Consider the following 12,048-nt stretch of genomic DNA (forward strand, 5'->3'; position numbering starts at 1 on the left):
GCTAGGCCTTATTCAATGATGAACAAGGGCTGACCAAATTCCACGGCCTGGCCGTTCTCGCCCAGGATCTGCTTGATCGTGCCCGATTTGTCGGCTTCGATCTCATTGAGGATCTTCATCGCTTCAATGATGCACACGGTGTCGCCTTCCTTGACCTGGCTGCCGATTTCGACAAAAGCCTTGGCACCGGGCGCGGACGAGCGGTAGAAAGTGCCGACCATGGGCGACTTGACCGTATGGCCTTGCGCCGCAGCGGGTGCAGCGTCTGCCGCAGCAGCGGCTGCGGGTGCCGCAGCCACGGGGGCCGCAACGGGCAACGCAGGTGCAGCCATCATTTGCTGTACCACAGCGCCGCCGCCCTTCACAATGCGAACCTTGCCTTCTGCTTCGGTGATTTCCAACTCCGAGACATTCGACTCGGACACGAGATCGATCAGGGTTTTCAGCTTGCGTAAATCCATGGGAGCTCCAACGGCTAGAAAATCAAACAGGGCGCAAATTTACTCCAATTTCGCCCTATTTGACTCAATATCTTTGATTTTTGATCAACGGCAACACTGCCGCCCCGGCTTGCATACCTTATAGACTTGCCCAATTTTGCAAGTCAGATGCAAGAAGTTGCCCCATTTTACGATGTTGAACCTCACCTTGCCTACCAAATACCACTGTAAACGGTAGGCCGCCGGCGGAATTGCCCAGATCGCGTGTGAGCTGTGTGCCGCTCAGGCCGGCAATCGCCACCGGAAACGCCAAGGGCATGCGCTGCAGAAAACGCTGCACCGCCGCATCCTGGTCCACCGCCAGGCCGAGCACCTGCCAACCTTTGTCGCGCTGCGCTTGGTAGAACTGGTTGAGCATGGGCAGCTCATCCACGCAAGGCGGGCACCAGGTCGCCCAAAAATTGAGCAGCAAAGGCTTGCCCTGGAAGGCCTGCATGCGCACTTCGCCCTGCCCGCCCGGCGCCGCAAAGGCCTGGCCCCAAATGCCATCCAAAGCGGCAGCGCTGGGCTGCCCCAGGCGATGCTGCCACCAAGCCCAACCCGCACCGGCAGCCAGCGCAGCGCCCGCCACGCCCCCCGTCAGCAGCTGCCTGCGGCGTCGCGACACCGTGGGGGATGCCAAGGTGTGGGCTGTATCCACAGCCTCGCGCTCAGGTGTTTGCATCAGGCATCACTCCTTGGGTTCGGTCAACAGGCGGCGCACCGCATCCAGCGAGCCACGGGGGACACGGCCCCGACTGTCAGGTTTGAGGGCACCCCGCAGGTCATCCAGGTCATAGACCAGGTAGTGCACGCCAATGCTTTCGTTCAGCGGCTTGCAAAAGCTGCTGATAGACAGGGCATCCACGGTTTCGCCATGGAAGCCGTTGATCGACGACACCTCGTAGCGCACCCCATGGTCTATCAACGCAATCTCGGCGGATTTGGAGTCATCACAGAACAACTGTATGTAAATGTCGGACAGCCGCGTGGCCGTGCCGTTCCACACGGCACCTGCCAGATAGGGCCTGAAGGCCGCCATGCGCTCCATCCACAGCAGCGCCCACTCGCGCAGCGCAAGCAGCTCAGCGGGCTGGGTGTCGCCACAGAACAGCGCCAAATACTCACGCACAGCCGCTTCCAGCACGTCATTGTCTGGCAGGGCTGCGCGTCCGGGCAGCCCCAGCTGTTTGGCAGCGCGCTTCTTGGCGGGCCCCCATTCCAAGCCCTCTTCCACCACCATGCGCGCAGCAGTGTTCGCAATTTCCCAGCTTGCATCAGTCATAGCGGTCCATTGTGTCGGATTTTCTGCCAGCCCGACGGCACTTGCTTGCAATTGCGAGGCAGCAGAGCACAGGGCTTGGCTGGACGGGCCGTAGAATCGGCCTCCATGCACATTCATATTCTGGGTATCTGTGGCACCTTCATGGGTGGAGTGGCGGCCTTGGCACGTGAGGCCGGTCACAAGGTAACGGGCTGCGACAGCGGTGTCTACCCGCCGATGAGCGACCAGCTGCGGGCGCTGGGCATCGACCTGGTGGAAGGCTATGGGGCCGACCAGCTCGCGCTGCAGCCCGACATGTTCGTGGTCGGCAATGTGGTCAGCCGTGCCCGTCTGGACGATGGCTCGCCCAAGTTTCCGCTGATGGAAGCCATCCTGGATGCGGGCGCCCCCTACACCAGTGGCCCCCAATGGCTGGCCGAGCATGTGCTGCAGGGCCGGCATGTGCTGGCCGTGGCTGGCACCCACGGTAAAACCACCACCACCTCGATGCTGACCTGGATTTTGGAGGCCGCCGGCTTGCAGCCGGGCTTTTTGGTGGGCGGCGTACCACTGGATTTTGGCGTTTCAGCCCGCCTGGGCGCGCCCACCCGGCCTGGAGAGGGCGACCCCCGGCCCGTGTTTGTGATCGAAGCGGACGAATACGACACCGCCTTCTTCGACAAGCGCAGCAAGTTTGTGCATTACCGCCCCCGCACCGCCGTATTGAACAACCTGGAATTCGACCATGCCGACATCTTTGATGACCTGGCAGCGATTGAGCGCCAGTTCCACCACCTGGTACGCACCGTGCCGGCCAGCGGCCGCGTGGTTGCCAACGGGGTGGAAGAGAGCCTGACCCGTGTGCTGCACCAAGGTTGCTGGAGCGAGGTGGTGCGCTTTGGCGCCGCCATCGACGAGATGCGCGCCGAAGGCGACCCGTCTAACTTCGAGGTGTTTTACAAGGGCGAAGCAGTCGGCAAGGTGCAATGGGGCCTGAGCGGCGTGCACAACCAGATGAATGCACTCGCCGCCATGGCCGCCGCCCAGCATGTGGGTGTGGCGCCCGCGCAGGCTGCGCAGGCACTGTCGCGCTTTCAGAATGTCAAACGCCGCATGGAACTGCGCGGCACCGCCGCCGGCATCCAGGTGTTCGATGACTTCGCCCACCACCCCACCGCCATCCGCACCACCTTGGATGGCCTGCGCCAGCAGGTGGGCGCCCAAACCCGCATTCTTGCGGTGTTCGAGCCGCGCAGCAACACCATGAAGCTGGGCACGATGAAATCGCAGCTGCCCTGGTCACTGGAATCGGCCAACCTGGCCTTTTGCCATACCGCCGGTCTGGATTGGGATGCCGCCCAGGCCCTGGCCCCCATGGGCACACGCGCGCAGACCGCCAACAACATCGACGCCCTGCTCGCCCAGGTACTGGCTGCCGCGCGGCCAGGCGATGTCATCGTCTGCATGAGCAACGGTGGTTTTGGGGGTATCCACACCAAACTGCTGCAGGCGCTGGCGGCACGGGGCTGACAAGCCCCGGCTCCACCCTCAAGCGCCCTGCCCAGAAAAAAGCGAGCCCATAGGCTCGCTTTTCTACCAGTGGATCTGTCTGACTGGCCGGCTGGTTCTCAGAACGAGGCCGTCATGGCCTTGGTGTTTACCACCACCGTGGGGCGGCCCACCGCGCCCACGCTGGCGCGGGCAAACTGGGCCAACCACTGGGCATCGCCCAGCAGTTGCGCACCGGCGGCCTTGGCGACGACCACCACCTTGTCAACGATCAGCACCTTGCCGCTGGCCCGCAAAGGTTCGCAATCCATGCGCAGAAATTCCTGGTCCAGCCAGCGGCGCCCGTCCTCGTTGGACATGGCCTCCGCGCTGTCGAAATCGTGGACAAATTCCTGGCCATCCTCCAGCAGCACCCGTACTTCGTTGCGCATGACAATCCCTTATCGGTGGTTCTCAACAGGGGCAGGCATCTGCCGCCCCCAAAACCGCCAGCTTACACGGTTGCGGCGCTGGTCTCCTCGGTATTTGCGCGCACCCGGCGGGCTTGTACCGCGTCGGACAGCTCGGCCAAGGTCGCCAGCGAATCCTCCCAGCCCAGGCAGGCATCGGTGATGCTCTTGCCGTACTCCAGGCTGTCGGGGTCGTTCTTGCCTGGCGTGAACTTCTGCGCACCGGCCTGCAGATGGCTCTCGATCATCACGCCAAACACACGGCGCGATCCGCCTTCGATCTGCTGCGCGATATCGTGCACGACCTCCTTTTGCTTCTCATGCTGCTTGCTGCTGTTGGCATGGCTGCAGTCCACCATCAAATTGGCGGGCAGGTGCGCTGCTTCCAGGTCCTTGCAGGCAGCGGCCACATGGGCGGCATCGTAATTCGGGGTCTTGCCGCCGCGCAAAATCACGTGGCAGTTGGTATTGCCCTTGGTGTGCACGATGGCGACCTGGCCGTTCTTGTGCACCGACAAGAAGTGGTGCGGGCGGCTGGCCGACTGGATGGCGTCGGTGGCGATGCGGATATTGCCGTCCGTGCCGTTCTTGAAGCCCACTGGAGCGGAGATGCCCGAGGCCAGCTCACGGTGCACCTGGCTCTCCGTCGTGCGCGCGCCAATCGCACCCCAGCTGATCAGGTCGCCAATGTACTGGGGCGAGATCATGTCCAGGAACTCGCTGCCGGCCGGCACGCCCTGGCGGTTGATTTCAATCAGCAACTGGCGAGCGATGCGCAGGCCCTCGTCGATGCGGTAGCTCTCGTCGAGGTAGGGGTCGTTGATGAGCCCCTTCCAGCCCACCGTCGTGCGGGGCTTTTCGAAGTAGACCCGCATGACGATCTCCAAGGTGCCTTCGTACTGCTTGCGCACAGCCTTGAGGCGGCGGGCGTATTCCAGCGCCGCTTGCGGATCATGGATGGAGCAGGGGCCGATGATGACCAGCAGGCGGTCATCCTCGCCGGCCATGATGTTGTGGATGTTTTGGCGGGTGTTGTTGATCAGCGATTCAACGGGCGTGCCGTTGATGGGGAAAAAGCGAATCAGATGCTCGGGTGGCGGCAGCACAGTAATGTCCTTGATGCGTTGGTCGTCGGTTTGGCTGGTTTTCTCGACACCGCGATACCAAGCATCGCTTGTGGGTTGGGCTTGCTGAGTCATCTGAGGATCCTGAATGTGTGGGTGGTTTATGCAACAAAAAACCGCCGGGCTTTTCAGCTTCGGCGGTTGTCTGGGAGGTTTAGGTGCTCGCGCGCTTTTAGACCTCTCGTCCGCCTTGGACAGAGAACCAAAAGTAAAAGCTAAAAGCGCTACGTGCTTGCATGTTTTTCAATGTACCACATCTGCAGACGGCTGTTTTCATGCTGCAGCGCAAAACGCACAAAAATTGCAAAAAACAAGATCAGAACTCTGAAAACACAGAATTGCATCTACAAATCACACCGATATGCATTTTTTCTGCGCAGTGGTAGAACACAGACAATGCCAAGCTGCCCAAAAACAAACGCCCGCGCGGCAAATACCGCGCAGGCGTTGGCTCAATCTGGCGCGGTGCGCCGCGCATGGGCGTGGCCGTTAAGCGGTGCCGCCCACCGTCAAACCATCAATGCGCATGGTGGGCTGGCCTACACCTACCGGCACGCTCTGGCCTTCCTTGCCGCAGGTGCCTACGCCGCTGTCCAGGCGCATATCGTTGCCGATCATGCTGACGTGTTTCAGGCACTCGGGCCCGCTGCCTACAATGGTGGCGCCCTTGACGGGGTACTGGATCTTGCCGTTCTCCACCCAATAGGCTTCGCTGGCCGAGAAAACAAACTTGCCGCTGGTGATATCGACCTGACCACCGCCAAAATTGCTGGCATACAGGCCTTTCTTGATCGAGGCAATGATCTCCTGCGGGTCCTTGTCGCCACCGAGCATGTAGGTGTTGGTCATGCGCGGCATGGGGATGTGGGCATAGCTCTCGCGCCGGCCATTGCCGGTGGGCTTGACCTTCATCAGCCGCGCATTCATCGCATCCTGGATATAGCCCTTCAAGATGCCATCTTCAATCAGCACATTGCGCTGGGTCGGCTGGCCCTCATCGTCCACATTCAGCGAGCCACGGCGGTCGGCAATCGTGCCGTCGTCCAGCACGGTCACGCCCTTGGCTGCCACGCGCTGGCCGATCATGCCGCTGAAGGCGCTGGAGCCCTTGCGGTTGAAGTCGCCTTCCAGGCCATGGCCCACCGCCTCGTGCAGCAACACACCGGGCCAACCCGGGCCCAGGACCACGGTCATCACGCCAGCAGGCGCTGGGCGCGATTCCAGGTTCACCAAGGCCGCCTTCACGGCCTCGTCCACATACTGCTGCACCAATGCATCGTCGAAATAGGCCAGACCAAAGCGACCACCGCCGCCCGCCGAGCCCACTTCGCGGCGGCTCTTGCTCTCGGCAATCACCGTCACCGACAGGCGCACCAGCGGGCGCACATCGGCTGCCAAGGTGCCATCGGCGCGCGCTACCAGCACCACATCGTGCTCAGCGGCCAGGCCGGCCATCACCTGCTTGACGCGCGGGTCCTTGGCGCGGGCCAGCTTCTCCACCTTCTCCAGCAAGGCGACTTTAGCGGTGCTGTCCAGGGTGGAAATCGGGTCCAGATCGGGGTACAGCGAGCGGCTGAGCGCAATTTTCTTGGCTGGCACCTTGACCTGGCGCGACTGGCTCTGCGCCCCGATGCTGCGCACCGTATGGGCCGCATCCAGCAGGGAGGCCAGCGAGATGTCGTCCGAATAGGCAAAGGCGGTTTTCTCACCGGCGACAGCCCGCACTCCCACGCCCTGGTCGATCGAGAAGGAACCTGTTTTGACGATGCCCTCTTCCAGGCTCCAGCCTTCAGCCCGCGTGTACTGGAAGTAAAGATCTGCATCATCCACCTTGTGGGCGCGGATATCGGCCAGCGCGCGTGCCAGATGGCTGTCATCCAGACCGAAAGGCGTCAGCAGCAGGCTGCGCGCTATTTCCAGTCGTTGTTCGGTAGAAGCCGCCAGCGGCTTGGCCACAGCAAGGTCAAAAGGTGCATTCATAAGGCGATTTTAGGGCTTGCGCAATGGCCGTGGGCACATGCGTTGATTTGCGGCGGCCACGGGCAGGGCTGCGGCCTCTCAGGAATCTGCGGTTAAAGGCGTGGTTTTCAATGGGCGGGCGCCGCAGACTCGCCTTTCGACGACCCTGGCACGCCCCAAGCCGGCTGCGCCTTCCGCTACAGCCTGGGCGCCTGCTGCTGCGCCAGCTGGCGCTGCGAGCGTGCCACGGACATCAGGATGCCCAGCGCCAGCCCCAAGGTCACCATGGCCGTGCCGCCGTAGCTGACAAAGGGCAAGGGCACGCCCACCACCGGCAAGATGCCGCTGACCATGCCCATGTTCACAAAAGCGTAGGTGAAAAAGATCATCGATACCGCGCCCGCCATCAGGCGGCCAAACAAGGTGGGCGCACGCATCGCAATGGCCAGGCCGCGCCAGACCAGCAGCAAAAAGAAAAAGATCAGCAGCAGATTGCCGGCCAGGCCGAACTCTTCGGAAAACGCGGCAAAGATGAAGTCGGTGGTGCGCTCGGGGATGAACTCCAGATGGGTCTGTGTGCCGGCCATAAAGCCCTTGCCCATAAAGCCGCCCGAGCCGATCGCGATCATCCCCTGGATGATGTGAAAGCCTTTGCCCAACGGGTCACGGGTGGGGTCCAGCAGGGTGCAGACCCGCTGGCGCTGGTATTCATGCAGCACCACCAGGTCCATGCCGTCTTCGCAGAGGTGGTGGCCATAGATGGCGATCAGCAGCAAGCCAATGACGCCAATCAGCACGGGCGGGATGATCAGCTTCCAGGACAGGCCGGCAAAATAGATGACGGCCAGGCCTGCGGCCATCACCAGCAAGGAGGTACCCAGATCCGGCTGCTTCATGATCAGACCGACTGGAATGACAAGGATCGCAAAGGCCACGACAAAATCGACCGGGCGCAAGGCCCCTTCGCGGCGCTGAAACCACCAGGCCAGCATCAAGGGCATCGCAATTTTCAGCAATTCGCTGGGCTGGATCACAATGCCCAGGTTCACCCAGCGCTGCGCCCCCTTCTTGGTGATGCCAAACAAGGCCACCGCCACCAGCAAGGCCACGCCCAGTGCATACAAAGGCAGGGCAAAGCTGGCCAGCCGGTGCGGAGGAATCTGCGACACCACCAGCAAAATGCCCAGGGCCAGCAGCATGTTGCGGCCATGGTCGGAAAAGCGCGAACCATGGTCAAAACCGGCGGAATACATCGCCGTCAGTCCGATGGCGGCCAAGGTGCCAATGATGAAGATCAGCGGCCAGTCATAGCCGCGCAGCATCGGCAGCAGGCGCTGGAACACATTCGGTTTATCAAGAACTTCGGACATGGCCGCCATTATCCTTGCTTGGCATCGACGGGCTTATCAGCACTGTTGGTAAAGGCCGGTTTTACACATCCAGGGCGGGCCAGATCAATTCAACAAAACAATTGGGGTTGGCAAAGCGTTGACTGGATGGGTCCGAGCGCTATTATTTGTGCATGACGACCACCCACTTGCTTTACCTGCACGGCTTTCGCTCCTCCCCCCAGTCTGCCAAGGCCCAGCGCCTGCAGCAGCATATCGCGCAGACGCGCCCCCACGTCGTGTGGTCCGCGCCGCAGCTGCCCCCGTCGCCCCAAGAGGCCGCCGATCTGCTGCTGGCCACCACCCGCAGCTGGGCGGGTTTGCCGCCAGAGAGCCTGGCCATCGTCGGCTCCTCGCTGGGCGGCTTTTACGCCAGCTGGATCGCCCAGCAACTGCGCTGCAAAAGCGTGATGCTCAACCCATCGACGACACCCTGGCTGACCTTGGAGCAGCACCTGGGCGAGCAGACCGCTTGGCACAACCCGGATGCCTCCTTTTTCTTTCGCCCGGAATACCTGCAGCAACTCCAGGCACTGGACGTCAGCGGCCAGCCTCCCGCCGCCGCCCAGCTGCTGATTGCGGCCATGGGCGATGAGGTGCTGCACTGGCAGGACATGGTGGCGCGCTACCCCAGCGCCCAATTGCTGCTGGACGAAGGCAGCGACCATGCACTTTCCAACTTTGAGAGCTATTTGCCGCAGATAGATGCATTTTTGGGCTGGTAAGCACCCCGCCAGGGGCTGCGCAGCCTGCACCCCTGGGGTTGCAACCAACAAACAGTTGCCGCCATCCCCAGCAAAAAACCCTGCAGCAGCGCCCTGGCACCATCCAGCATGGGAAAATGCGCGCCTATGTATGCACTGTTTGACGACGCTGGCAAATTTCTGGCTGGCCGTATCCTCTCCGAAGCTGAAAGCTCCGCCCAAATTGAATTGGACTCCGGCAAACGGGTCAAGGTCAAAGCAGCGAACCTGCTTCTCAAATTTGACAAGCCCACGCCCGCTGAGCTGATCGCGCAGGCGCAAGCCTTGTCGGAAGAGATCGACCCCCAGCTGGCTTGGGAGTTTGCGCCTGAGCAGGAGTTTGGCTTTGCCGACCTGGCGCGCGACTACTTCTCGGAGAACGCCTCGATCACCGAGCAGGTGGCGGCGCTGTTTACCTTGTTTGAGGCACCGCACTACTTCCGCCGCGCCGGCAAGGGCCGCTTCAAGAAGGCTCCGGCCGAGATCGTGCAACAAGCGCTGGCCGCCATCGAGAAAAAGGCCCAGCTGCAGGCGCAGATCGACGCCTGGGCGGTTGAGCTGGCCAACGGCCAGTGCCCGGCCCCCGTGCAGCAGCAGCTCTACAAGATTCTGTTCCGCCCCGACAAGAACGCACCCGAATACAAGGCCGTCGTCGAGGCCAGCCGCAAGGCGCAGCTGGCACCGCTGGCCCTGCTGCAAAAGGCCGGCGCCATCGACTCGTCCTACCAGTTCCACTGGCAGCGCTTCCTGTTTGACAACTTCCCCAAGGGCACGGGCTTCCCAACAGTCACCGCGCCGCTGCCGCCGGCGGATCTGCCGCTGGCAACCGTGGAGGCCTACTCCATCGACGATTCGGCCACCACCGAAATCGACGATGCGCTGTCCGTGCAAGGGCTGGGCTCCGGCCAGGTCATCGTGGGCGTGCACATTGCTGCGCCCGGCCTGGCCATCGAGCCGGGCTCGGCCCTCGACCACCTGGGCCGCAGCCGCTACTCCACCGTGTACATGCCGGGCTACAAGGTCACCATGCTGCCCGATGAAGTGGTGCAGATCTACACCCTCGACGAAGGCCGCGCCAACCCGGCCGTGTCGCTCTACGTCACCTACGACGAAGCCACCCTGGAAGTGCTGAACAAGGAAACGCGCCTGGAGCGCGTGCCCGTGGTTACCAACTTCCGCTACGACAAGCTCGATCACATCGCCACCGAAGCCTGGCTGACCGATCCCAGCTTGCAGATCGAGGACACGCCCCAGCCACTGCTGGACAAGCGTGACGAGCTGAGCTTCCTCTACCGCCTCTCGCGCCACCTCAAAGCTGGCCGCGAAGTGGTGCGCGGCAAGCCCGAGAACTTCAACCGCCCGGACTACAACTTCCGCCTGCAAGGCAATGGCGACCAGGTCCCCAATGGCTCGGAGATCGTGCAGATCACGGTGCGCAAGCGCGGTGCGCCGCTGGACCTGATCGTTGCCGAAGCGGCCATCGTTGCCAACAGCAGCTGGGGCCAGTTGCTGGCCGACCATGGCGTGCCCGGCATCTACCGCAGCCAGGCCAGCCTGGCACCGGGCATCAAGGTGCGCATGTCCACCAAGGCCCTGCCCCATGCCGGCATTGGCGTCAAAAGCTATGTCTGGGCCACCTCGCCGCTGCGCCGCTATACCGACCTGGCCAACCAGTGGCAGATCATCGCCTGTGCGCGCCATGGCGCCACGGCCGCGCTGGTCGCCCCATTCAAGCCCAAGGATGCGGAGCTGTTCTCCATCATCAGCGGCTTTGATGCGGCTTACAGCGCCTACAACGGCTACCAGGCCGGCATGGAACGCTACTGGACCTTGAAGTACCTGACGCAAAACGGCATCAGTGACCTCACTGCAACAGTTATGAAGGAAGGCCCGGCAGGCAGCATGCTCGTGCGTGCAGATGAACTACCATTGGTGTTTCCGGTGCTGGGTGCGCAGAGTCTGCCGCGTGGTGCCCAAGTCCGGGTCAAGCTCGGCGAGATCGACGAGATCACGTTGGATGTGACTGGAACCGTGCTGGAGAGACTGGACGACGAACAGGCCAACCAGGCCGAGACAGAGTCGCCAGAAGACGAGGAGGAGGCTGTAGCCGGGCCCATCGCAATTGCGGTGGACATGGGCGACGGTGAGGACGCGGCGGCCATAAAAACCGATTAACCCGGAACCGTGAAGTTTTTGCCATTTCTTCGATCCCTGTCCACGCTGCAACTGGCGCTGGCCGTGTCCGTGCTGTTGCACGTCGCCGTCCTGAGCATCCGCTTTGTCGATCCCCAGGCCTTTGACCGGGTGTTTGAAGACACCCCGCTCGAAGTGATCCTGGTCAACGCCAAATCCAACGACGCCCCGCCCGACAAGGCCCAGGCTGTGGCCCAGGCCAACCTGGCCGGCGGCGGCGAATCGGCCAACAGCCAAGAGCGCGCCACCAGCCCCATGCCCTACTCGGCCATCACTAATATGGGGGATGACTTTGAAGAGCGCCAGCGCCAGGTCGATGCCATGCAGTCCCAGCAAATGCAGCTGCTGGCCGATCTGCGCAACCAGCTGGCCCAGTACCAGCCACCCGACGCGCGCAAAACCAGCGCCTCGCAGGCAGAGGTGGAGCAAGAGGAAAAGCACAAGCAACTGCTCAAGATGCTGGCCGAAATTGAAAAGCGCATTCACGAAGAAAACGCCCGGCCCAAAAAACGCTACATCAGCCCCGCCACCCGCGAAGAGGTGTTTGCCATCTACTACGACCAGCTGCGCCGCAAGGTTGAAGACCGGGGCACCAGCAACTTCCCCGAAGCCGGTGGCAGAAAACTCTATGGCGAGCTGGTCATGATCATGACCGTCAACCACGACGGCCGGGTGCTGGGCACCGAGGTCTACAAAAGCTCGGGCAACCAGCAGCTCGACCGCCGCGCCGAAGCCATCGCCGTCAGCAGCGGCCCCTTTGGCCATTTTGGCCCCGCGCTACGCGCCAAGGCCGACCAGATTGCCATCGTCTCCAAATTCCGCTTCACCCGCGAGCAGACCCTGGAAACGGCCAATTTGCAGTAAAGTGGCATCCGCCCTTTTGCGACCCTTGTTGGCACCCCTGTGGGCAAGCATGCGCAGCCGGGTGCCGTTTTTCCGC

General features: G+C 62.2%; 11 protein-coding genes. 4 read left to right on the forward strand and 7 right to left on the reverse strand.

Going from position 1 to position 12,048, the window contains the following annotated elements; all coding sequences use genetic code 11:
- Window positions 1–8: 8 nt before the first annotated feature.
- From accB to M2375_RS02950, 3 genes are all read right to left on the reverse strand, one after another.
- Window positions 9–461 carry an acetyl-CoA carboxylase biotin carboxyl carrier protein gene (gene accB / locus M2375_RS02940; protein ID WP_259163817.1) on the reverse strand — a complete coding sequence of 151 codons (453 nt, stop codon included), beginning with the start codon at window positions 459–461 and terminating at the stop codon, window positions 9–11.
- A gap of 118 nt (window positions 462–579) precedes the next feature.
- Window positions 580–1,164, reverse strand: a complete 585-nt coding sequence (locus tag M2375_RS02945; protein ID WP_259163818.1) for a TlpA disulfide reductase family protein — start codon at window positions 1,162–1,164, stop codon at window positions 580–582.
- Between the two features lie 6 nt (window positions 1,165–1,170).
- Window positions 1,171–1,764, reverse strand: a complete 594-nt coding sequence (locus M2375_RS02950) for a hypothetical protein (RefSeq protein WP_259163819.1) — start codon at window positions 1,762–1,764, stop codon at window positions 1,171–1,173.
- Between the two features lie 105 nt (window positions 1,765–1,869).
- Here M2375_RS02950 and mpl point away from each other — a divergent pair, with 105 nt between their 5' ends.
- A complete protein-coding gene (gene mpl / locus M2375_RS02955; protein WP_259163821.1) occupies window positions 1,870–3,273 on the forward strand; it encodes a UDP-N-acetylmuramate:L-alanyl-gamma-D-glutamyl-meso-diaminopimelate ligase in 1,404 nt (467 codons plus the stop codon).
- Window positions 3,274–3,371: 98 nt separating this feature from the next.
- Here mpl and M2375_RS02960 read toward each other — a convergent pair whose 3' ends face one another.
- The 4 genes from M2375_RS02960 to rodA all read right to left on the reverse strand — a co-directional run bounded on the left by M2375_RS02960 (window position 3,372) and on the right by rodA (window position 8,154).
- The gene (locus M2375_RS02960) at window positions 3,372–3,683 is read right to left on the reverse strand and encodes a hypothetical protein (protein WP_259163822.1); all 312 of its coding nucleotides are present in this window, start codon (window positions 3,681–3,683) and stop codon (window positions 3,372–3,374) included.
- Between the two features lie 62 nt (window positions 3,684–3,745).
- A complete protein-coding gene (locus tag M2375_RS02965) occupies window positions 3,746–4,900 on the reverse strand; it encodes a 3-deoxy-7-phosphoheptulonate synthase (protein ID WP_259163823.1) in 1,155 nt (384 codons plus the stop codon).
- Between the two features lie 414 nt (window positions 4,901–5,314).
- Window positions 5,315–6,805: a metalloprotease TldD gene (tldD, locus tag M2375_RS02970; RefSeq protein ID WP_259163825.1), complete on the reverse strand. Its 1,491-nt coding sequence runs from the start codon at window positions 6,803–6,805 to the stop codon at window positions 5,315–5,317.
- A gap of 176 nt (window positions 6,806–6,981) precedes the next feature.
- Window positions 6,982–8,154 (reverse strand): rod shape-determining protein RodA, encoded by a 1,173-nt coding sequence (gene rodA, locus M2375_RS02975; RefSeq protein WP_259163826.1) that lies wholly within the window; start codon window positions 8,152–8,154, stop codon window positions 6,982–6,984.
- Between the two features lie 152 nt (window positions 8,155–8,306).
- Between rodA and M2375_RS02980 the strand changes: the two genes are divergently transcribed.
- The 3 genes from M2375_RS02980 (at window position 8,307) to M2375_RS02990 (ending at window position 11,972) form a co-directional block, all read left to right on the forward strand.
- The gene (locus M2375_RS02980; RefSeq protein ID WP_259163828.1) at window positions 8,307–8,897 is read left to right on the forward strand and encodes a YqiA/YcfP family alpha/beta fold hydrolase; all 591 of its coding nucleotides are present in this window, start codon (window positions 8,307–8,309) and stop codon (window positions 8,895–8,897) included.
- 126 nt (window positions 8,898–9,023) lie between these two features.
- Complete coding sequence (locus tag M2375_RS02985) at window positions 9,024–11,090, forward strand: ribonuclease catalytic domain-containing protein (protein ID WP_259163829.1); 2,067 nt, start codon at window positions 9,024–9,026, stop codon at window positions 11,088–11,090.
- Window positions 11,091–11,099: 9 nt separating this feature from the next.
- Window positions 11,100–11,972 (forward strand): energy transducer TonB, encoded by an 873-nt coding sequence (locus tag M2375_RS02990; RefSeq protein WP_259163830.1) that lies wholly within the window; start codon window positions 11,100–11,102, stop codon window positions 11,970–11,972.
- Window positions 11,973–12,048 lie beyond the last annotated feature (76 nt).

Origin of the sequence: Comamonas sp. BIGb0152, from assembly GCF_024809975.1 — a bacterium.
Taxonomy (GTDB): Bacteria; Pseudomonadota; Gammaproteobacteria; order Burkholderiales; family Burkholderiaceae_C; genus Comamonas.

Coding starts and splice junctions, on each gene's coding strand:
- accB (WP_259163817.1), bottom strand. CDS start 461: ATGGATTTACGCAAGCTGAAAACCCTGATCGATCTCGTGTCCGAGTCG.
- M2375_RS02945 (WP_259163818.1), bottom strand. CDS start 1,164: ATGCAAACACCTGAGCGCGAGGCTGTGGATACAGCCCACACCTTGGCA.
- M2375_RS02950 (WP_259163819.1), bottom strand. CDS start 1,764: ATGACTGATGCAAGCTGGGAAATTGCGAACACTGCTGCGCGCATGGTG.
- mpl (WP_259163821.1), top strand. CDS start 1,870: ATGCACATTCATATTCTGGGTATCTGTGGCACCTTCATGGGTGGAGTG.
- M2375_RS02960 (WP_259163822.1), bottom strand. CDS start 3,683: ATGCGCAACGAAGTACGGGTGCTGCTGGAGGATGGCCAGGAATTTGTC.
- M2375_RS02965 (WP_259163823.1), bottom strand. CDS start 4,900: ATGACTCAGCAAGCCCAACCCACAAGCGATGCTTGGTATCGCGGTGTC.
- tldD (WP_259163825.1), bottom strand. CDS start 6,805: ATGAATGCACCTTTTGACCTTGCTGTGGCCAAGCCGCTGGCGGCTTCT.
- rodA (WP_259163826.1), bottom strand. CDS start 8,154: ATGTCCGAAGTTCTTGATAAACCGAATGTGTTCCAGCGCCTGCTGCCG.
- M2375_RS02980 (WP_259163828.1), top strand. CDS start 8,307: ATGACGACCACCCACTTGCTTTACCTGCACGGCTTTCGCTCCTCCCCC.
- M2375_RS02985 (WP_259163829.1), top strand. CDS start 9,024: ATGTATGCACTGTTTGACGACGCTGGCAAATTTCTGGCTGGCCGTATC.